We start from the raw sequence: 21,160 nt of genomic DNA, 5'->3' as shown, positions 1-21,160 counted from the left end.
GCCATAGACACGCTTGTCCAGCGGGTCTGGCAGCAGGGGGTTACGGGTGTACAATGCGCCGCGTTTTACCTGTGACCTCCTGCGCATCTGCGCAAACCTCAAGGCTATCCGCCTTGTTCACTCCGTCGCGTCACGAGCGTGTCGGGTTCGATTTCGTCACAGATAAAAACAAACAGGTGACGCATGACCGTTGTAATTACGCTGAACTCCTGGTGCCTGCGCTGGGGTTTGATCGGTGCCGCTTAACGCCTTTCCTGAGCAGCAACGTCTACTGAACATCATCAAACCTTGCGTGAGACCCTTTTCATGAGTGGACAAAACCCGCAATCAGGCGAGCTGAAACGCGGCCTGAAAAATCGCCACATTCAATTGATCGCCCTCGGTGGCGCGATCGGTACCGGTTTGTTCCTCGGCTCGGCCGGGGTACTGAAGTCCGCCGGCCCGTCGATGATCCTCGGCTATGCCATCTGCGGCTTCATCGCCTTCATGATCATGCGCCAACTGGGCGAAATGATCGTCGAAGATCCAGTGGCCGGTTCCTTCAGCCACTTCGCGCACAAATACTGGGGCGGCTTTGCTGGCTTCCTGTCGGGCTGGAACTGCTGGATTCTGTACATTCTGGTGGGCATGTCCGAGCTGACGGCCGTCGGCAAGTACATCCACTACTGGGCGCCGGACATCCCGACCTGGGTCTCTGCAGCTGCCTTCTTCGTACTGATCAACGCGATCAACCTGGCCAACGTCAAAGTGTTCGGCGAGGCCGAGTTCTGGTTCGCGATCATCAAGGTCGTGGCGATCGTCGGCATGATCGCCCTGGGCAGTTACCTGCTGGTCAGCGGCAATGGCGGCCCGCAAGCGGCGGTCAGCAACCTGTGGTCCCACGGTGGCTTCTTCCCGAACGGCGTCAGCGGTCTGGTGATGGCCATGGCGTTTATCATGTTTTCCTTCGGTGGTCTGGAAATGCTCGGTTTCACCGCAGCTGAAGCCGACAAGCCGAAAACCGTGATCCCGAAAGCCATCAACCAGGTGATCTACCGGATCCTGATTTTCTACATCGGTGCACTGATCATCCTGCTGTCGTTGACTCCATGGGACAGCTTGCTGACCACCCTGAACGCCTCCGGTGACTCCTACAGCGGTAGCCCGTTCGTGCAAGTGTTCTCGATGCTGGGCAGCAACACCGCTGCGCACATCCTCAACTTCGTGGTTCTGACCGCTGCCTTGTCGGTGTACAACAGCGGCACCTACTGCAACAGCCGCATGCTGCTGGGCATGGCTGAGCAGGGCGACGCGCCGAAGGGCCTGGCGAAGATCGACAAGCGTGGCGTGCCAGTGCGTTCGATCCTGGCCTCGGCCGCCGTGACCCTGATCGCGGTACTGCTGAACTACCTGATCCCGCAAAACGCGCTGGAACTGCTGATGTCGCTGGTGGTGGCCACCCTGGTGATCAACTGGGCGATGATCAGCTACTCGCACTTCAAGTTCCGCCAGCACATGAACAAGACCAAACAGACGCCGCTGTTCAAGGCCTTGTGGTACCCATACGGGAACTACGTCTGCCTGGCGTTCGTGGTGTTCATCCTTGGCGTGATGCTGTTGATTCCGGGGATTCAGACATCGGTGTATGCGATTCCGGTGTGGCTGGTGTTCATGTGGGTCTGCTACGGCATCAAGAACAAGCGCAGTGCTCAGCGTGCCTTGCAGGCCGCAGTGGAGTAACTCCGCGCAGAAACAACAAACCCGGCCAAGTGCCGGGTTTGTCGTTTCTGCACTTCACACACACATCCCCTGTAGGAGCGAGCCTGCTCGCGATGGTGGTGGGTCAGCAAAGGTTATGCTGACTGATACGGCCTCATCGCGAGCAGGCTCGCTCCTACAGGGGCCGCATTCCTCCAATCGTTTCGCGGTATCCTGCACGTTCTGAATACGGACGCTTTTCCATGCTGGTGATTTCCAACAACGTGCACCTGCCGGATGCCGAGATCGAGTTGACGGCCATTCGCGCCCAGGGGGCCGGTGGGCAGAACGTCAACAAGGTTTCCAGTGCCGTGCACCTGCGCTTCGACATTCCGGCGTCGTCCTTGCCCGAGTTCTACAAGGAGCGGCTGCTGGCGCTGCGCGACAGTCGCATCACCAGCGACGGTGTGTTGATCATCAAGGCCCAGCAGTACCGGACGCAGGAGCAGAACCGTGCCGATGCGCTGGAACGTTTGATAGAGCTGATCCAGAGTGCCACCAAGGTCGAAAAGAAACGCCGCCCGACCAAGCCGACGCTCGGCTCAAAAACCCGTCGGCTCGAATCCAAATCCAAGCGAGGCAACATCAAGGCCGGGCGCGGCAAGGTCGATTTCTAACGCACGTCTCGCGTTTCGCGTTGCTTCGGCGCCTGCCGGTACAGGTAGACGCTGAGCGCAAGACCGCTGAGCGCGGCCAGTGCGGCGAACAGGAAGATCGAAGCAAAGCCGAATCCCGCCGCAATCGCACCGGCCAATGGCCCGGTGATCCCCAGCGACAAATCGATGAATAGCGAATAAGCACCCACCGCCGCACCACGGCTGGAGGCGGGCACCAGATTGACCGCTTCCACGCCCAGCGCCGGAAACACCAGCGAAAAACCGAACCCGCTCAGCGCCGCGCCCGCCAGTGCCCAATGAGCGTCGGGTGCCAGCCACAGCAGCAACAGGCCCAGGGTCTCCACCGACAGGCAGGCAATCGCCACGCGAAAGCCACCGAGACGGTTGATCAGGTTGCCGAACAGCAAGCGCGCGCCGATGAAGCTGGCGCCGAACAGGCTCAGGCACAGCACCGCGTTGTCCCAGTGTTGCGTGGCGTAATACAGAGTGATGAAGGTGGCGATGGTGCCGAAACCAATGGAACCCAAGGCCAGGCCACAGCCGTGGGGGAAGACCCGCCCGAGCACATGCATGAACGGCAGGCGCTCACCGGTAACGATTGGTGCGGCGGTTTTCGGCCAGGCCAGCAGCAGGCCGAGCACGGCCAGCAACACAATGCTCACGCCCATGCTCCACAAGCCCAGTCGATGGACGAGCAACACCCCCAAGGGCGCGCCGACAGCCAGTGCACCATAGCTGGCGATACCGTTCCATGAGATGACTTTGGCCGTGTTCGCCGCGCCGACGCGGCCGATGCCCCAGCCAATCGAGCCCGAGCCCACCAGGCTTTCCGCGCTGCCGAGCACCAGACGGCCGATCAACAGGCTGAACAGGCTCAAGGCCGGCAGGTTCTGGGTCCAGGCCGAGACCAGCATGAACACACCGCTCAAGCCGCAACCGGCCAGGCCATACATCACAGCCAGCTTGCTGCCCTTGTTGTCGATGATCTTCCCGGCATAGGGGCGGCTGAGCAGGGTGGCCAGGTATTGCACGCTGATCACCAGGCCCGCGATCACCGCGCCGAAGCCCAGGTCGCTGTGGACGTAGCCGGGCAATACGGCCAAGGGAATGCCGATGTTCAGGTAGCCGATAAAGGTAAACAGGACGATGGAAACAACTTGCAGCGTGACCGCCAGGGGGCGCTGGTTTTCAGACATGGGTAAAGGTCCACGGTAAAGCAGGATAGATAGGCTGCTTATGATAGCGGTGTGGACAGTCGCAGGTTGTGAAAAAGTAAAACTATTTGCCGGGCGCTGTCATTCAGGTTTGACGGGAGCGACCAGCTGCGTGGTGACCAGGGCGGCCAGCGCATTTTCCTGGGTGCCGAAGCGGGCGAGCAAGGCGGTTTGTTTCTCGGGAGAGAGGCGATTCCAGATCTCGATCATTTTCTCGGCGGTGCCGATCAGGACGCTGGCCTGCGCTTCGCTGAATTCATCGGTCATGGATAGAGTTCTCGTTTCAGGCAGTGTGGAAAGCGCATGTTAGCGCTTTCCACACGGTCTGTACGGCGGGTGTTTCAGTCTTCTCTGTCAGCCTGGCGGCTGTCAGTGGCTTCTTTCGGCTCGGGCTGTTGGGCTCCGGCTTGCTGCGTGGTCGTCTGCTCAGGTTCGTGCAGGCTTGGGAAGGGGAGATTAGGAATCTCGTGCATAGTCGCGCTCCTCGCTAAGTCTGTTGATAGATCTGGTAGATCCGCGCTTTAAAAAAAGCCTGGGCAGGATACCGCACTGAAAATGACAAACGGACTTTTATATCCATTTGTTTCGACGGATGGGGTTGTATAGACAGATCGATAACACTGGCGCAGAAATAATTGTAGGAGTGAGCCTGCTCGCGATAGCGGTGTATCAGTCAACATCAATGTTGAATGACACTCTGCTATCGCGAGCAGGCTCGCTCCTACGGGGGATTTGCAGTGTTTGAAGGTTATTTGCAGACCTTCGCAATCGCCTCGGCCAGCAGATCCAAACGCGTGGCATCAATACCTGCGACGTTAGCCCGTCCCGAACTGACCATATACACGCTGTGGTTGTCCCGCAGGTTCTTCACTTGCTCAGGCGACAACCCGGTATAGGAGAACATCCCGCGTTGCACGCCAATGTGCGCGAAGCGCTCGCGCAAACCGTGAGGCTCCAGCGCTTCCACCAGACCGCTGCGCAGTTGGGCGATACGCAGGCGCATGGCTTCCACTTCGTCAGCCCAGAGGTTTTTCAGCTCCGGATCAGCGAGGATGGTCGCGACCACGGCCGCCCCGTGATCCGGCGGCGTCGACCACAGGTTGCGGGCAATGTTGGCCAGTTGGCTGCGAATGTCGGTGAGCTTGTCGGCGGTTTTCGCGCAGACAATCAGTGCGCCGGTGCGGTCGCGGTACAGGCCGAAGTTCTTCGAGCAAGAGCTGGTGATCAGCAGTTCCGGCAACTCGGCGGCGAACAGCCGGGTCGACCAGGCATCCTGCTCCAGGCCATCGCCGAATCCTTGATACGCGAAGTCGATCAATGGCAGCAGTTCGCGCTTGCGTACCACCTCCAGTACCCTCTGCCAGTCATCCTGGGACAGGTCGAAACCGGTCGGGTTATGGCAGCAGGCGTGCAGCAAGACCACGTCACCCTTGGGCGCTTCATTGAGCGCCGCCAGCATGCCATCGACGTCGAGCCGGTTGTCACTGCCCACGTACGGGTAGTGGCTGACCTTGACCTTGGCTGCCGCAAAAATCGTTTCGTGGATCGGCCAGGTCGGGTTGCTCAGCCACACGCCGCGGCCCGGCAGGCATTGGGCGATAAAGTCCGCGCTCAGGCGCAGCGCACCCGTGCCACCCGGTGTCTGGGTGGCGCCGGCGCGTTGTGTGCTGATCAGCTTCGAGTCGGCACCCAGCACCAGCTCATTGATCGCTTTGCCGAACGCCGGCTCGCCGTGACCGCCGATGTAGGTCTTGGTGGACTGACTGTCCACCAGACGTTGCTCGGCAAGCTTCACCGATTCAAGAATCGGTGTCAGGCCCTGGGCGTCTTTGTAGACACCCACGCCCAAATCGAACTTGCGTGGGTTCGGGTCCTGCGCGTAGGCCTCCATCAGGCCGAGGATCGGGTCGCCAGGTACTCGACCGATGGCGTCGAAATGCATTACTTGCGCCCCTCAGCGTCCTTGGCTACTTCGTCAGTGCGCGCAGCCATGATGAAGTCGTTGCGGTGCAGGCCCTTGATCGAGTGGCTCCACCAGGTCACGGTGACTTTGCCCCACTCGGTCAGCAGGCCCGGGTGATGGCCTTCGGCCTCGGAGATTTCACCGACGGCGTTGGTGAACGCCAGGGCGTGCTTGAAGTTCTTGAACAGGAAGACTTTTTCCAGCTGCATGATGCTGTCGCGTACTTCGATGTTCCAGTCCGGGATCTGCTTGATCAGGATCGGCAGTTCTTCATCGCTGACTTGTGGGGCGTCGGCGCGGCAGGCTTCGCAATGGGCTTGAGTTAATGCGGTCATGATGTGTTCCTGAAATCGAATGTTGGGAAATCGGCCCTCAGTTCTACCACGCTAATCCAAAGCGATGGTTTCTGACAGACTCACTTGATTCTAAAAGCGGCGGATCACGCGGCTTTTGGTTTTGGCGGAAATTTCGGTGTGTGCAGACCCATCTGCATCGCTTGCTTGACCATGCCCATGATGTCTTCGTGAGCGAGGTCGAACAGACGCTTGAGATTTGGCAACGCGAAGTACAGTGGCTGCAAGATATCGATGCGGTAGGGCGTGCGCATGCATTCCAGCGGATCGAACGCCTGATGCTCAGGCTCGTCCGACAGGCAATACACGGTCTCTTTCGGAGAAGACAGAATGCCGCCGCCGTAGATGCGCTGGCCTTGCGGGGTGTCGACCAGGCCGAACTCGATGGTCATCCAGTACAGGCGCGCCAGGTACACACGTTCCTCCTTGGACGCCTTGAGGCCGAGTTTGCCGTAGGTGTGGGTGAATTCGGCGAACCACGGGTTGGTCAGCAGCGGGCAGTGGCCGAAGATCTCGTGGAAAATGTCCGGCTCTTGCAGGTAGTCCAGTTCTTCGCGGGTACGAATGAAGGTCGCCACCGGAAACTGCTTGCTGGCCAGCAATTCGAAAAAAGTCTGGAAGGGAATCAGTGCGGGAACCCGGGCAACTTGCCAGCCGGTGGTTTCACCGAGGACCTTGTTGATTTCGCCGAGTTGAGGAATGCGGTCGTGGGGCAGACCGAGTTTTTCGATACCGTCCAGGTACTCCTGGCACGCACGCCCTTCGATCACCTTCAGTTGACGGGTGATCAGCGTGTTCCACACCGCGTGTTCTTCGGCGGGGTAGTCGATAAAACCTTGCGCATCGGGCTCGCGAGCCACGTATTGCGTCTGCTTCATGCTGCTCTCCTGCTAGGGGATTTCGTTCTTGTTATGTACTGCTATGGACCTAGAAATACTCCATCAATTGCATCGTTGCAGCAGGTGAGCGGCGTCCTGTGCGGGAAAACCCCTTAATTATCGTAAAGATTTCGTTACGTATCGGCCGTCATCGCGCAGATGTTGAGATTGGTGGGTGGGAAAAGCCCTACATCTGTCACATAATCTTGACGACTATCTGAGCGCCTCAGCAGAAATTATCCCTGCGCACCTTACTCACCGTTTTTTCAGGCCATTTATATGCGTATCAAAGTCCACTGCCAGAACCGCATCGGCATCCTGCGCGACATTCTCAATCTGCTGGTGGAGTACGGGATCAACGTGGCCCGCGGTGAGGTGGGTGGTGAGCATGGCAACGCCATTTACCTGCATTGCCCGAACCTGATCAACATTCAGTTCCAGGCCTTGCGCCCGAAATTCGAAGCGATTGCCGGGGTCTTTGGCGTCAAGCGTGTAGGGCTGATGCCCAGCGAGCGTCGGCACATGGAGCTCAACGCTCTGCTCGGTGCGCTGGAGTTTCCGGTGCTGTCGATCGACATGGGCGGTTCCATCGTCGCGGCCAACCGGGCAGCGGCGCAGTTGCTCGGGGTGCGGGTCGACGAAGTGCCGGGGATTCCCCTGTCGCGCTACGCCGAGGATTTCGATTTGCCGGAACTGGTGCGCGCCAACAAGTCGCGGATCAACGGGCTGCGGGTCAAGGTCAAGGGTGACGTGTTCCTGGCCGACATCGCGCCACTGCAATCGGAGCATGACGACAGCGAAGCCATGGCCGGTGCGGTGCTGACGTTGCATCGAGCGGACCGGGTGGGCGAGCGCATCTACAACGTGCGCAAGCAGGAATTGCGTGGCTTCGACAGCATCTTCCAAAGCTCGAAAGTCATGGCCGCCGTGGTGCGCGAAGCGCGGCGCATGGCGCCACTGGATGCGCCGCTGTTGATCGAAGGGGAGACCGGCACCGGCAAAGAGTTGCTGGCGCGGGCCTGCCATTTGGCCAGTCCTCGTGGGCAGTCGCCGTTGATGGCACTCAATTGCGCAGGTCTGCCGGAGTCCATGGCCGAGACGGAGTTGTTCGGTTACGGCCCGGGTGCCTTTGAGGGGGCGCGGGCCGAAGGCAAGCTCGGGTTGCTGGAGCTGACGGCGGGCGGCACGCTGTTTCTCGATGGCGTCGGCGAAATGAGCCCGCGCTTGCAGGTGAAGTTGCTGCGCTTTTTGCAGGACGGTTGCTTCCGTCGTGTGGGCAGTGATGAAGAGGTCTACCTTGATGTGCGGGTGATCTGCGCGACCCAGGTCGATCTGTCTGAACTGTGCGCTCGCGGTGAGTTCCGCCAGGACCTCTATCACCGCTTGAATGTGTTGTCGCTGCACATCCCGCCGCTGCGCGAATGCCTCGACGGCTTGACGCCGCTGGTGGAGCACTTCCTCGATCAGGCCAGCCGGCAGATTGGTTGCCCGCTGCCCAAACTCGCCCCGGCGGCCATGGAGCGGCTCAGTCACTACCATTGGCCGGGCAACGTGCGGCAACTGGAGAACGTGCTGTTCCAGGCTGTTTCTTTGTGCGACGGTGGGACGGTCAAGGCCGAGCACATTCGTTTGCCGGACTATGGTGTGCGCCAACCCCTTGGCGATTTTTCGCTGGAGGGTGGGTTGGACGAGATCGTCGGGCGTTTCGAAAAAGCCGTGTTGGAGCGGCTGTATTCCGAGCATCCGAGCAGTCGGCAATTGGGCAAGCGGCTCGGGGTTTCGCATACCACCATTGCCAACAAGTTGCGTGAGTACGAAGTCGGTAAGGACAGCAGCATTTAAGATCAAAAGATCGTCCGATCGCGGCCCGAGCCTTCGGCAGCTCCTACAGAGATCAATGTAGGAGCTGCCGAAGGCTCGGGCCGCGATCCATTGCCGCGAAGCGGCATGACACCGCCGGTTTTTCGTCTCTGATACAAATCACAAATCCCCTCTGAATCCCCAAAGTCCCCTGTTTGCCGGGCCTGGCGCCGCCAAAAACAAGTTGGTCTGCAAATTGCTTATGGCTCAGCAGTACAGCAGTGGGCGGCAAACGTCCGGCAGGCAGAGGAAAGAGTGTGGACAAGTACCTTTATGTGGCAATGACCGGCGCCAGCCAGAATGCACTGGCGCAAAAGGCGCATGCCAACAACCTCGCGAACATCTCCACCAACGGCTTCCAGAAAGACCTGGAGCAGGCCCGTTCGATGCCGGTGTTCGGTGACAGCTTTCCGGCGCGTGCGTTTGCCATGTCCGAACGCCCGGCCACCGATTTCTCCCCTGGCTCACTGGTGGAAACCGGCCGCGACCTCGACGTTGCCGTGCAAGGCAACGGCTGGATTGCCGTACAGAATCCCGATGGCGGTGAAAGCTATGTGCGCACCGGCAGCCTGAACGTTGACGCCCTGGGCGTGCTGCGCGCCGGCAACGGCATGCCGGTCATGGGCAATGGCGGGCCGATTGCGGTGCCGCCGGAGCAGCAGATCGAAGTCGGAGAGGACGGCACCATCAGCATCCGTGCGATGGGCGAAGGTCCCCGGGTGATGGCTGAAGTCGACCGCATCAAGCTGGTCAACCCGGACCTCAAGAACATGACCAAGGGCCTGGATGGTTCGATCCACACCAAGGACGGCGCGCCTGCGCAGGCCGATGCCGGCGTCAAGCTGGTGTCCGGGTTCCTCGAGTCGAGCAACGTCAATGCCGTGGAAGAGATGACCTCGGTTCTGGCTTTGTCCAAGCAGTTCGAGCTGCACATCAAGATGATGAACACCGCCAAAGACGATGACCAGGCCATGGCTCGGGTCTTGCAGATCAGCTAATTACCAGAACGTCGCGCCGTAAAACAGGCGCACGAGGAGAATCGAATGCTTCCGGCTCTATGGGTTGCCAAGACAGGCCTGTCCGCTCAGGACACCAACCTGACCACCATTTCCAACAACCTGGCCAACGTGTCGACCACGGGTTTCAAACGTGACCGCGCCGAGTTCCAGGACCTGCTCTACCAGATCAAGCGCCAGCCAGGCGCCCAGTCGACCCAGGACAGCGAACTGCCGTCGGGTCTGCAACTGGGTACCGGTGTGCGCATCGTCGGCACCCAGAAAAATTTCACCGCCGGCAGCCTGCAAACCACCGAGCAGCCACTGGACATGGCCATCGACGGTCGCGGTTTCTTTCAGATCCTGCAACCGGATGGCACCACGTCCTACACCCGTGACGGTACGTTCCACCTGGACTCCAACGGCCAGATCGTCAACGCCAGCGGCTTTGCCCTGGAGCCGGCGATTGTCATTCCGAACGACGCGCAGACCTTCACGGTCGGCCGCGACGGCACCGTGTCCATCACCGTTGCCGGCAACCCGGCTGCCCAGGTGATCGGCAACCTGCAAACCGCCGACTTCATCAACCCGGCCGGCCTGCAGGCAGTGGGCAACAACCTGTTCCTGGAAACCGCCGCCAGTGGCGCGCCGCAAGTCGGCACTCCGGGTCTGAACGGTTTCGGCACCACGCTGCAGAACACCCTGGAAACGTCCAACGTCAGCACCGTTGAGGAGATGGTCAACATGATCACCACCCAGCGCGCCTACGAGATGAACTCCAAGGTGATCTCCACCGCCGACCAGATGCTCTCGTTCGTAACGCAGAATCTGTAATCAAGTCTATGTGCGGCCATGAGGCTGCCTGCAACACCGTGAGGTAGGGTCATGAATCGCTATGTATCTGTTCTGGCACTGAGTGGGATCACCGCGCTCGCAGGTTGCGTGCCTGCGACGCCCAAGCCCAATGACCCTTACTACGCGCCGGTGTTGCCGCGTACGCCATTGCCGGCGGCGGCGAACAACGGCTCGATCTATCAGGCCGGTTTCGAACAGAACCTCTACAGCGACCGCAAGGCGTTCCGGATCGGTGACATCATCACCATCACCCTGAACGAAAGGACCCAGGCCAGCAAAAACGCCAACTCGCAAATTGGCAAGAACAGCAAGGCCAGCATCGGCCTGACCTCGCTGTTCGGCTCCACGCCCAACACCAACAATCCGTTTGGCAGTGGTGACCTGAGTCTGGACGCCAGCTATGAAGGCGACCGCGCGACCAAGGGCGACAGCAAGGCAGCCCAGGGCAACACCCTGACCGGCTCGATCACCGTGACCGTCGCCGATGTGTTGCCCAACGGCATCATCGCGGTACGCGGCGAGAAGTGGATGACGCTCAACACTGGCGATGAGCTGGTGCGGATTGCCGGCCTTGTTCGCGCCGATGACATCTCTACCGACAACACCGTGTCGTCGACTCGTGTCGCCGATGCGCGCATCACCTACTCGGGCACCGGTTCGTTCGCCGATGCGAGTCAGCCAGGCTGGTTCGACCGTTTCTTCCTCAGCCCGCTGTTCCCTTTCTAGGTGGTCCGTTTGAATCTTAAACACCTCATGGTGGCCGCCTTGATGCTGTCCGCCGCGTTCAACGCGCACGCCGAGCGCCTGAAGGACATCGCCAGCATTTCCGGCGTGCGTTCCAACCAGTTGATCGGTTACGGCCTGGTGGTCGGGCTTAACGGCACCGGTGACCAGACGACGCAAACTCCGTTCACCCTGCAGACCTTCAACAACATGCTCTCGCAGTTCGGCATCAAGGTGCCGCCGGGTTCGGGCAACGTGCAGTTGAAGAACGTCGCGGCGGTGTCGATCAGTGCCGATTTGCCGGCGTTCGCCAAGCCGGGGCAGCAGGTCGACATCACCGTTTCGTCCATCGGTAACTCCAAGAGCTTGCGCGGCGGCACCTTGCTGCTGACACCGCTCAAGGGTATCGACGGCAACGTCTATGCGGTGGCTCAGGGCAACCTGGTAGTCGGTGGTTTCGATGCGGAAGGTCGCGACGGCTCGAAGATCACCGTCAACGTTCCGTCGGCCGGTCGCATCCCCGGTGGTGCCTCGGTGGAGCGTGCGGTGCCGAGCGGTTTCAACCAGGGCAACAGCCTGACGCTGAACCTCAACCGTTCCGACTTCACCACCGCCAAGCGCATCGTCGACAAGATCAACGACATGCTCGGCCCTGGCGTGGCCCAGGCCATCGACGGCGGTTCGATTCGCGTCACCGCGCCGCTCGATCCAAGCCAGCGTGTCGACTACCTGTCGATCCTGGAAAATCTCGAAATCGATCCGGGCCAGGCGGTGGCGAAAGTCATCATCAACTCCCGCACCGGCACTATCGTGATCGGCCAGAACGTCAAGGTTTCTCCGGCCGCCGTCACCCACGGTAGCCTGACCGTGACCATCACCGAAGACCCGATCGTCAGCCAGCCCGGCCCACTGTCCAATGGCACGACGGCGGTGGTGCCGCGTTCGAAGGTCAACGCCCAGCAGGAAGCCAAGCCGATGTTCAAGTTCGGCCCGGGCACCACCCTCGACGAGATCGTGCGGGCGGTGAACCAGGTCGGCGCGGCACCGGGTGACTTGATGGCCATCCTCGAAGCGCTGAAGCAGGCAGGCGCCCTGCAAGCCGACCTGATCGTGATCTGAGGACGGCCATCGTGGATATGCGCAAGAGTGGTCTGGTCAGCAGCAGCGATTCGGGCTCCTATTCGGACCTCAATCGTCTGAATCAGCTCAAGGTCGGCGACACGAACAGCGATGGCAACATGCGCAAGGTGGCGCAGGAGTTCGAGTCGCTGTTCCTCGGGGAAATGCTCAAGTCGATGCGCTCGGCCACCGAAGCATTGGGTCAGGACAATCCGATGAACACCCCGGCGGCCAAGCAGTACCAGGAAATGTACGACCAGCAGCTGGCCGTCTCCATGTCCCGCGAGGGCGGTGGTATCGGCCTGGCGGACGTGCTGATGCGCCAGATGTCGAAGAACAAACCGCTGGCTCCGGGCGAGGCCGCCGCCGCGTCGGCGGCCAGGCAAGAAGCGGCGAAAGCGGCTGCACAAACGCCGGTGGCGGCTGGCACGGTTGCGCTCAACGGGCCGTTGTCGCGGGTCAACGGCCAGCGTCCGTTGTGGGCCTCGCGCTCGGTCCATGCGCAGCAAGAGGCGGGCGAGGGCGCTCATCGCAATGACATGGTGCTGATCAATCAGCGGCGCCTGGCATTGCCGCCGAAGCTGGCTGATCGTCTGTTGGCCGGGCTGGTGCCTTCGGCGACGACCACCGCTGTGGCAGTCAATAAAACGCAGTTGCCGGAGCGCACGGCCTCTACCGGTTCGGGTCCGTTGTACAACGGCGACTGGCTGGCGAACGCACAGCAATCCTCCGCGGGCGGCATGCAGATTTACGGTCGCGCCATGGCGCAGATTCCTCTGGCGCCACCGAAGAAGGCTTTCAGCTCCGCCGACGATTTCGTCAACACCATGTTGCCGATGGCCAAGGACGCGGCGGCCCGGATCGGTGTCGATCCACGTTACCTGGTGGCCCAGGCGGCCCTGGAAACGGGTTGGGGCAAGTCGGTCATGCGCCAGCAGGACGGCAGCAGCAGCCACAACCTGTTCGGCATCAAGGCCGGCAACAGCTGGCAGGGCAATTCGGCGCGGGCGATCACCAGCGAATTCCGCAATGGGCAGATGGTCAAGGAGACGGCCGAGTTCCGCTCCTACGATTCCTACAAGGACAGTTTCCATGACCTTGTGACTTTGCTGCAGACCAATAATCGCTATCAAGATGTCGTGAAGTCGGCCGATAACCCAGAACAGTTTGTACGCGAGTTGCAGAAGGCCGGTTACGCAACCGACCCGGACTACGCAAGCAAGATTTCGCAGATAGCCAAGCAGATGACGAGTTACCAGAACTACGCTGCGGCGGGCGTTTCCACCACGCCTTTATAGGCACAAGGTATAAGGTCTGAACCATGAGTTTGCTCAATATCGGGATGTCGGGGCTGAGTGCTGGCCATAACTCGTTGGTGACGACCGGCAACAACATTGCCAACGTCGACACCGCCGGGTACTCGCGCCAGCAATCTGTGCAGAGCACCAAAGGCTCGATTCAGTACGGCAACGTGTTCATCGGTACCGGCACAACGCTGGCCGATGTGCGTCGCGTGTATAACTCGTATCTCGATTCGCAGCTGCGTACCGCTACCTCGCTCGACAGCGAAGCTACGTCGTACAACGCACAGGCCACGCCGCTGGACGCCACGCTTTCCGATTCCAACACCGGGCTGACCGGTGTGCTGCAAAAATTCTTCACCTCGATGCAAGGCGTTTCGACCTCGGCCACCGACGACACGTCCCGCCAGTCGGTGCTGACCGGTGCCCAGGCCTTGTCCGCCCGCTTCAATTCGATTGCCAAGCAGTTGAACGACCAGAACACCAACCTGAACGGCAGCCTGGGCGACATGGCGGACCAGGTGAACAAGCTGTCCACCACGATTGCCACACTCAACCAGAAGATTTCCGAGCTCTCCACCGGCACCAACCAGCCAAACGACCTGCTGGACTCGCGCAACGAAGCCGTGCGCCAACTGTCCGAGCTGGTCGGTACCCAGGTGGTCGAGCGCGGCAACAGCTACGACGTCTACATCGGCAGCGGCCAGCCACTGGTGGTCGGCAACACCACCAATACACTGCAAACCGTGCCAGGCAAGGACGATCCATCGCGCATGGCGCTACAGCTCAACCGTGGCTCCAGCACCATCGACGTGACCTCGGTGGTCAGCGGCGGTGAAATCGGCGGCCTGTTGACGTATCGCAAGGAAGTCCTCGACCCTTCGCTCAATGAGCTGGGGCGCGTGGCACTGGTGGTGGCCGACCAGATCAACAGCCAGCAGGCGCAAGGCATCGACAAGAACGGTGATTTCGGCGCGGCGATCTTCAACAACATCAACAGTGCCGCGCTGGTCAGTCAGCGTAGCATTGCGGCGGCAGGCAACAGTGCCGGCTCCGGCAACCTGGATGTCACCATCAAGGACACCGGCAAGCTGACCACCAGCGACTATCAGGTGACGTTCACCAGCGCGACCAACTACACCGTCAAGCGCTCGGACGGCACCGACATGGGCGCGTTCAGCACCACGACGACCCCGGCTCCGGTAATCGACGGTTTCAGCCTGAACCTGAACGGCGGTGCGCTGAGCGCCGGCGATTCGTTCAAGGTGACGCCGACCCGTGGCGCGGCGACCAGTATCCAGACCGTGCTCACCGACCCGAAAAAAATCGCGGCCGCAGCACCGTTGACCGGCGTGACCACTGCCAACAACACCGGCACCTACACCCAGCCGACACTGACCAGCACCCTCGACATCTACAACCCGACGGCCCAGGCAGAAATGCAGACCGCGCTCAAGAACTCGACGCCGGTCAAACTGGTGTTCGGCGCGGCCAGCGGCGGTAGCCAGAGCTACAACATGGTCGATGCCAAGGGCAATTCGATCGGCACCGGCACCATCGTTCCCGGCCAGAGCAACACGCTGAATCTGAAAGTGGGCATGCTCGATGCCAGCGGTGCTCCGGTCATGGACACCAGCGTCACGCCAGCCGTGCAGAAGACCTTCACCGTGCAGACCACGGTCGGCGCCACGCCAGCCAGCGGCGAAAGCTTCACCATCAACCTGACTGGCGCGGCGTCTTCGGACAACCGCAACGCTCAGGCGCTGGTGGGGCTGCAAACCAGACAGACCGTAGACACCGGCACGGCGAGCAAGGGTATCAGCCTGACCGATGCCTACAACAAACTGGTGACCAACGTCGGCGCCAAGGCTGCCCAGGGCAAGTCCGACAGCGACGCCACCACGGCGATCCTGGACAACGCCAAAGGGGCACGGGATTCGAACTCCGGGGTCGACCTGGATGAAGAAACCGGCAACCTGGTCAAGTACCAGCAGTACTACACCGCGTCTTCGCAGATCATCAAGGCTGCGCAGGAAATTTTCACCACGCTGATCAACAGCCTTTAAGGAGTCGTAATTCATGCGCATTTCCACCGCCCAGTATTACGAAATCACCGCTGCCAACTACCAGCGCAACTTCAACAAGGCCATCGCGACCAGCAACGAAATCAGCAGCCAGATCCGCGTCAACACTGCCGCCGATGATCCGATCGGTGCCGGTCGTTTGCTGCAACTGGGTCAGCAGAGCGCGATGCTTGATCAGTACGGCACCAACATCAACACCACCAAGAGTGCGTTGAGCCTGCAGGAAACGACGCTCGACTCCATCGGTACCGCTTTGCAGCGCGCCAAGGAACTGGCCCTCGCCGCCAGCAATGGCATTGCCACCGACGCGGACCGCAAGGCCTATGCGTCAGAGCTGGGCCAGATCCAGCAACAAGTGCTGGGCCTGATGAACGCCAAGGATGCCAGCGGCAACTACGTGTTCTCCGGTTCGAAAACCGACACCGCGCCTTACTCGAAAAACTCGGACGGCACCTACAGCTACAACGGTGACCAGACCACCATCGACCTTGGCATTGGCGATGGCATGACGGTCGGGACCAACACCACTGGCTGGAGTGCGTTCCAGCAGACCATCAACACCAGTCGCACCCAGACCACCATGACCGCTCCGGTGGTGGATGACGGTCGCGTGGTGCTGTCCAACGGTACGGTCGGCACCAGCTCCACCTACAACGCGAAGTTCACTGGCGGCCAGCCCTACACCGTCAGTTTCCTCAGCAGCACCCAGTTGAAGATCACCGACTCGCTGGGCAACGACGTGACCGCCGAAGCCAGTCAGAACGGCCTGGTCAGTAACTCCAATGGCGCCAACCAGACGGTCAGTTTCCGTGGCGTCGACCTGAAGTTGAACATCAACCTCAAAACCGGTGATACCAACCCGGATGCGGTGATCGCCGGCCATACTTTCAATCTGTCTTCCACGTCGGACACCTTCAACACGTCGCGCAGCGCCGGTAACTCGTCAACCGCGGTCATCACCGGTTCCAGCGTGACCAACCCGATGGATTACGCCAACGCCTTCCCGTCGGGCGGGGCGATCCTCAAGTTCACCAGTGCCAGCAATTTCGACCTGTATGCCGCGCCGATCACCGCCGACAGCAAACCGGTTTCGTCGGGCACAGTGGCGGGCGGCAACGCCACCGCAGCAGGCGTGACCTTTGCCCTGGGCGGTGGCGCCCCGGCGTCCGGCGACCAGTTCGTGATTCAGTCCAACAACCATCAGACCCAGAACGTGCTCGACACTCTCGGACAGATGATCACCGCGTTGAACACGCCGATCGATGGCGACCCGGTGGCCAAGCAGAAGTTGCTGGGCACCATGGAGTCGGGAATGGGCAACATCGACAGTGCGGCCAACCAGATCGGCTCGGCCATCACCACGATCGGTGCCCGCGGTCAGGCACTGGATAACCAGACCGCGACCAACGAGAGCCTGACCCTGGCGAACAGCGCCAGCCAGAAGTCGATTCGCGATTCGGACCCGGCTGAAGTCATGACTCGCCTGACCTTGCAGCAGACCATGTTGCAGGCGGCGCAGTTGGCGTTCAGCAAGATTTCTCAACTGGGCCTGTTCAACAAGATGTGACCGTGGTCGGGCGCGCAGGCGCCCGATGGCCGTGCCCCTTCAGTATTTATCGTCTTTTTTGCGGTAATCAAGGGCTCGCTTTTCAGGGCGGGCTCGCGCCGCCTGTGAGCCCGCCGTGAATTCACTTCCGCTTGTCAGCCTGGTCATTCCCGCCTTCAATCCACGCTTTTTCGGTCGTGCCTTGCACACGGCTGTGAACCAGAGCTACGGCAACCTGGAGATCATCGTTTGCGATGACAGTCGCGGGCATGAGATCGAAGAGATCGTGGCTTCGGTGGTCGAGCAGGGCGCGACCGTACGTTATGTGCGAAATCCGCGAACCCTGGGGCTGGTGGGTAATCTGCAAGCCTGCCTGGAAGTGGCGCAAGGCGAGTACATCAAGTTTCTGTGTGATGACGATCAGTTGTTCTCGGCCTGCATCGAGCGTCAGGCCCAGGTGCTGATCGACTGTGCTGACGTCAATCTGGTCGTGGCCCAGCGTCTGCTCTGGGATGCCGACGACATGCCGCTGCCGTCGCGCCTGGAAAACACTCCGCTTTCCCCGGTGGGCGGAGTGTTCAAGGGCGAGGACCTGCTGGCGATCTTCGAAAACTTCCCGGTCAACATTCTCGGTGGCTTCAGCAACGCGATGTTCCGGCGGGCTGACGTGCTCGAACTGTTCCCGGCACTGACGCAGCCCGGCCATTGTTTCGTCGCGACCCTCGATTTTGCCTTGTACGTCTGCCTGATGCGGCGCGGCAATCTGGCGGTGTCCAATCATGTGCTCGGCGTCGAGCGCCTGTACCCCGAGCGTCTGAGCGGCCAGCAGTCGATGAAAGACGCGGCCGAAACCGAGCGGCAATGGCTGTCGCAGATGCTCAAGGCCCGTGGCGGCGAATCTGCGCCGGCCCAGGGTTGGGTGCGCTATGTGCCACTGACCAAAGTGGACGAGTCACCGCGGGTTTGGGAAGAGTTGCCGCTGAGCCGGACCCTGGGCACCAAGCAGACCACCCAGGATTGGCATGTCGGCATCGCCAGTGTCAGTTTCGCGCAACTGTATGCCCAGTGGCTGGCGTGCCGCACGCTCACCGACGGTCAGCGCGAGTTGCTGGCGGATACATTGGAGGCTTGGCCAACCCGACCCAAAATCGTTCCGGTCATCATCGATGAGCAAGGCAGCCGTTCGGCGCTGGAACTCACCCTGCAATCGCTGGAGGATCAGGATTACGCCCCTGAACTGACACTGGTGCTGTCGGCATCCTGCACTGAGGCCGCGCTGGATGAGCGTGTGTTCCGCTTGCCGCTGCAGGACGATTGGCAGCAGCAGATCAACGCCCTGTTACCACAACTGGAAGGCACTGGCTGGTTCTATCTGCTGCGTGCCGGTGATCGTCTGGTGGCGCCGGCCTTGCTGGTCATGGCTGAACGCATTGCGCTGTCGCGCTCGCTGACCTGCCTGTACAGCGACGAAGGTGGGCTGCATCAGGGTGAGTCGGCCGAGCCTGCATTCAAGCCGGACTTCAACCTGGACCTGATGCGCAGCTATCCCTACGTGGGGCGAGCGCTGGCATTCGAGCGCGAACAGTTCCTGGCGCTGGGCGGGTTCGATTCGGTGTACGGCGAACTGGCGCCACACGATATGTTGTGGCGAATGGTCGAGAGTGCTGGCACGCATGTGGTCGGGCACATTTCAGAGGTGTTGCTGGAGTCGGCGTTCGACCTGGCCAAATGGCTGTCGCTGCCGCAAGTGATGGACACCAATCCGCGGTTACTCGAGGCGCACTTGCAGCGCCTGGGTGTCGCCCACGACATTCGTGAGGGCAGTTCGGCGCTGCTCAATCGAGTCGACTATCAGCATGCTGATCGGCCGCTGGTGTCGATCGTGATCGTCAGCAAGGACCAGACCCTGGCATTGCAACGTTGTGTCGAGAGTCTGCTGGAGAAAACCGCCTACGGCGAATACGAGTTGCTGTTGGTGGACAACGGCAGCGAGAGCGTCGAGGCGTTCGACTGGTTCGCCGGCATGGCGCAATTGGGCAGCGAGCGGATCCGGGTACTGCGCTGCGAGTTGCAGGGTAATGCGGCGGCGCGTAATTTCGCCGCGCAGCAGGCCGCTGGCGAGTACGTGCTGATGCTCAACCCCTACACGGTGATAACCCAAGGTGAATGGCTGGGCGAGCTGCTCAATCATGCGCAACGTCCGGAAGTCGGCGTGGTAGGCGCCAAGCTGTTCAACCCCGATGGCCGCGTGCTGCATGCCGGCCTGATACTCGGGTTGCAAGGGCCGGCTGGCGTGCCGTTCCATGGTGAGTCGCTGCAGGCGGCGGGGTACATGTACCGCTTGCAGGTCGCTCACAATTTCAGTGCCGTCGGCGGCGATTGCCTGATGGTGCGCAAGGCGGTCTTTGACGCGGTCGGCGGCCTGGACGAGCAGGGCCTGGCGCAGTCCCTCAATGAGGTGGATCTGTGTTTGCGGGTTGGCCAGGAAGGTTATCTGGTGGTCTGGACGCCTCACGCGCAACTGGCGTTGGGCGCGCAGCCGGCGGTGGTTGCGCGAGAGGGTGACCAGGCTCGAAGCGAGCAGGAGCAGGAAGTTTTCTATAAGCGCTGGCTGCCGATCGTGGCCCGTGATCCGGCCTACAACACCAACCTGGCGTTGCAGGGATTGGGCGGGGCAAGCTTCAGTCTCGAGCCCGGCTTGCGATCCGGTTGGAGCCCGTTTTCCAGGGCGCAGCTGCCGAAGATTCTCGCGTTGCCGGTCAATGCGTCTGCCATCGGCCATTACCGGGTCACGCAACCGTTGATCGAGCTGGAGGCCGCCGGCAGGGCGCACGGGCGCATTCATTACAACCTGCCGACCATCATCGAAGTCGAGCGCCATTCGCCTGACGTGATCATCCTGCAGGGGCGCTATTCCGAAGGTCCGATCAACGAAATCCCGAGCCTGCAAAAATACTCCGGTGCGCGGCGTATCTATGAGCTGGATGACTTCGTGATCAACGTCCCGCACCGCAATGCGCATATCCGCAATATGCCGGGCAAGGATGAAATGGAAAAACTGGTGCGGCGCGCCATCGGCATGTGCGATCGCGTGGTGGTCTCCACCGAGCCGCTGGGTAACGCGCTGTCGGACATGCATCAGGACATTCGCGTGGTGCCCAACATGTTGGCGTCGCACTTGTGGACCGACCTGCGCAGTCAGCGCAGAACCTCGAAAAAGCCCCGGGTCGGCTGGGGCGGCGGCACCAGCCACCACGGTGACCTGGCAGTGATCGCCGATGTGGTTCGCGAACTGGCCAATGAAGTCGACTGGGTCTTCTTCGGCATGTGCCCGGACGATCTGCGCCCGTACATGCATGAGTTCCACGGGGTAATCGGGCTGGATGTCTATCCGGCGAAACTGGCCAGCCTGAACCTGGATCTGGCGTTGGCGCCGCTGGAGTTCCACATCTTCAACGACTGCAAGAGCAACCTGCGCCTGCTGGAGTATGGCGCTTGCGGTTACCCGGTGATTTGCACCGACACCGAAGCCTATCGCGGCTACCTGCCGTGCACCCGGATCAAGACCAACTCCACGGATGAATGGCTGCAAGCGATCCGCATGCATCTGGACGATCCGGATGCCAGCTATCGCATGGGCGATGAGTTGCGCGAGATCGTGCTGCGTGACTACGTGCTGCGCGGCGACAATTTGCGTTACTGGGAAAATGGCTGGCTGGCGGACTGACCGTTCGCGCATCGATCCCGACCAGGCAGGCGACGTTGAGTCGCCTGCCTTTTTTTTTGCCGCCAGACTTTGCAATCAGCGTTGAAGATGCCCGCCAAGCATTGCCCGGTAGCGGATTGAAAGAGCTGGCGCGTTTCCTGCAAGTCCCCCTTATATCGCCATAAAACGAGCACTTCCGGTGAGCCCGG

Annotated in this window: 16 protein-coding genes; 11 read left to right on the top strand and 5 right to left on the bottom strand. The window is 60.8% G+C overall.

Translation table 11 applies throughout. The features are described from left to right. The first annotated feature begins 306 nt into the window (after positions 1-306). Both AC1DWG_RS22745 and arfB read left to right on the top strand, forming a co-directional pair. Positions 307-1,719 (top strand): amino acid permease, encoded by a 1,413-nt coding sequence (locus tag AC1DWG_RS22745; RefSeq protein WP_477762545.1) that lies wholly within the window; start codon positions 307-309, stop codon positions 1,717-1,719. Positions 1,720-1,940: 221 nt separating this feature from the next. Next, complete coding sequence (arfB, locus tag AC1DWG_RS22740) at positions 1,941-2,354, top strand: alternative ribosome rescue aminoacyl-tRNA hydrolase ArfB (RefSeq protein ID WP_108218603.1); 414 nt, start codon at positions 1,941-1,943, stop codon at positions 2,352-2,354. Here the strand turns inward: arfB and AC1DWG_RS22735 are convergent. The 5 genes from AC1DWG_RS22735 to phhA all read right to left on the bottom strand — a co-directional run bounded on the left by AC1DWG_RS22735 (position 2,351) and on the right by phhA (position 6,762). Continuing rightward, the gene (locus AC1DWG_RS22735) at positions 2,351-3,550 is read right to left on the bottom strand and encodes an MFS transporter (RefSeq protein ID WP_477788382.1); all 1,200 of its coding nucleotides are present in this window, start codon (positions 3,548-3,550) and stop codon (positions 2,351-2,353) included. The genes arfB and AC1DWG_RS22735 overlap by 4 nt on opposite strands. Before the next feature lie 99 nt (positions 3,551-3,649). After that, complete coding sequence (locus AC1DWG_RS22730; RefSeq protein ID WP_477752385.1) at positions 3,650-3,835, bottom strand: hypothetical protein; 186 nt, start codon at positions 3,833-3,835, stop codon at positions 3,650-3,652. A 481-nt stretch (positions 3,836-4,316) separates the two neighbouring features. Further along, complete coding sequence (locus AC1DWG_RS22725) at positions 4,317-5,510, bottom strand: amino acid aminotransferase (protein ID WP_477788381.1); 1,194 nt, start codon at positions 5,508-5,510, stop codon at positions 4,317-4,319. Next, entirely contained in the window at positions 5,510-5,866 is a 357-nt protein-coding gene (locus AC1DWG_RS22720) for a 4a-hydroxytetrahydrobiopterin dehydratase (RefSeq protein WP_046037728.1), read from the bottom strand. The genes AC1DWG_RS22725 and AC1DWG_RS22720 overlap by 1 nt, the downstream gene beginning before the upstream one ends. A gap of 104 nt (positions 5,867-5,970) precedes the next feature. After that, complete coding sequence (phhA, locus tag AC1DWG_RS22715; protein WP_104449926.1) at positions 5,971-6,762, bottom strand: phenylalanine 4-monooxygenase; 792 nt, start codon at positions 6,760-6,762, stop codon at positions 5,971-5,973. 279 nt (positions 6,763-7,041) lie between these two features. Between phhA and AC1DWG_RS22710 the strand changes: the two genes are divergently transcribed. The 9 genes from AC1DWG_RS22710 (at position 7,042) to AC1DWG_RS22670 (ending at position 20,972) form a co-directional block, all read left to right on the top strand. Further along, a complete protein-coding gene (locus AC1DWG_RS22710) occupies positions 7,042-8,604 on the top strand; it encodes a sigma-54-dependent transcriptional regulator (protein WP_477788380.1) in 1,563 nt (520 codons plus the stop codon). A 275-nt stretch (positions 8,605-8,879) separates the two neighbouring features. Continuing rightward, positions 8,880-9,620 (top strand): flagellar basal body rod protein FlgF, encoded by a 741-nt coding sequence (locus AC1DWG_RS22705; protein ID WP_477762542.1) that lies wholly within the window; start codon positions 8,880-8,882, stop codon positions 9,618-9,620. A gap of 45 nt (positions 9,621-9,665) precedes the next feature. Continuing rightward, entirely contained in the window at positions 9,666-10,451 is a 786-nt protein-coding gene (gene flgG / locus AC1DWG_RS22700; RefSeq protein WP_007975316.1) for a flagellar basal-body rod protein FlgG, read from the top strand. 51 nt (positions 10,452-10,502) lie between these two features. Further along, a complete protein-coding gene (gene flgH / locus AC1DWG_RS22695) occupies positions 10,503-11,198 on the top strand; it encodes a flagellar basal body L-ring protein FlgH (protein WP_223547427.1) in 696 nt (231 codons plus the stop codon). Positions 11,199-11,225: 27 nt separating this feature from the next. Beyond that, entirely contained in the window at positions 11,226-12,314 is a 1,089-nt protein-coding gene (locus AC1DWG_RS22690) for a flagellar basal body P-ring protein FlgI (protein WP_477762611.1), read from the top strand. A gap of 11 nt (positions 12,315-12,325) precedes the next feature. Continuing rightward, positions 12,326-13,612, top strand: coding sequence for a flagellar assembly peptidoglycan hydrolase FlgJ (gene flgJ / locus AC1DWG_RS22685; RefSeq protein WP_477762541.1), 1,287 nt, complete (start codon positions 12,326-12,328; stop codon positions 13,610-13,612). A 23-nt stretch (positions 13,613-13,635) separates the two neighbouring features. Further along, a complete protein-coding gene (gene flgK, locus AC1DWG_RS22680; protein WP_477762540.1) occupies positions 13,636-15,681 on the top strand; it encodes a flagellar hook-associated protein FlgK in 2,046 nt (681 codons plus the stop codon). A gap of 13 nt (positions 15,682-15,694) precedes the next feature. Then, positions 15,695-17,266 (top strand): flagellar hook-associated protein 3, encoded by a 1,572-nt coding sequence (locus AC1DWG_RS22675; protein ID WP_477762539.1) that lies wholly within the window; start codon positions 15,695-15,697, stop codon positions 17,264-17,266. A gap of 115 nt (positions 17,267-17,381) precedes the next feature. Continuing rightward, on the top strand, positions 17,382-20,972 hold the full coding sequence (locus AC1DWG_RS22670; protein WP_477762538.1) for a glycosyltransferase: 3,591 nt from the start codon (positions 17,382-17,384) through the stop codon (positions 20,970-20,972). Positions 20,973-21,160: the final 188 nt, after the last annotated feature.

Source organism: Pseudomonas sp. P4_B3 (assembly GCF_056402295.1).
The sequence above is the reverse complement of the archived record's forward strand: the minus strand, read 5'-3'. Positions and strand labels throughout refer to the sequence as shown.

Coding starts and splice junctions, on each gene's coding strand:
- AC1DWG_RS22745 (WP_477762545.1), top strand. CDS start 307: ATGAGTGGACAAAACCCGCAATCAGGCGAGCTGAAACGCGGCCTGAAA.
- arfB (WP_108218603.1), top strand. CDS start 1,941: ATGCTGGTGATTTCCAACAACGTGCACCTGCCGGATGCCGAGATCGAG.
- AC1DWG_RS22735 (WP_477788382.1), bottom strand. CDS start 3,550: ATGTCTGAAAACCAGCGCCCCCTGGCGGTCACGCTGCAAGTTGTTTCC.
- AC1DWG_RS22730 (WP_477752385.1), bottom strand. CDS start 3,835: ATGACCGATGAATTCAGCGAAGCGCAGGCCAGCGTCCTGATCGGCACC.
- AC1DWG_RS22725 (WP_477788381.1), bottom strand. CDS start 5,510: ATGCATTTCGACGCCATCGGTCGAGTACCTGGCGACCCGATCCTCGGC.
- AC1DWG_RS22720 (WP_046037728.1), bottom strand. CDS start 5,866: ATGACCGCATTAACTCAAGCCCATTGCGAAGCCTGCCGCGCCGACGCC.
- phhA (WP_104449926.1), bottom strand. CDS start 6,762: ATGAAGCAGACGCAATACGTGGCTCGCGAGCCCGATGCGCAAGGTTTT.
- AC1DWG_RS22710 (WP_477788380.1), top strand. CDS start 7,042: ATGCGTATCAAAGTCCACTGCCAGAACCGCATCGGCATCCTGCGCGAC.
- flgG (WP_007975316.1), top strand. CDS start 9,666: ATGCTTCCGGCTCTATGGGTTGCCAAGACAGGCCTGTCCGCTCAGGAC.
- flgH (WP_223547427.1), top strand. CDS start 10,503: ATGAATCGCTATGTATCTGTTCTGGCACTGAGTGGGATCACCGCGCTC.
- AC1DWG_RS22690 (WP_477762611.1), top strand. CDS start 11,226: ATGGTGGCCGCCTTGATGCTGTCCGCCGCGTTCAACGCGCACGCCGAG.
- flgK (WP_477762540.1), top strand. CDS start 13,636: ATGAGTTTGCTCAATATCGGGATGTCGGGGCTGAGTGCTGGCCATAAC.
- AC1DWG_RS22675 (WP_477762539.1), top strand. CDS start 15,695: ATGCGCATTTCCACCGCCCAGTATTACGAAATCACCGCTGCCAACTAC.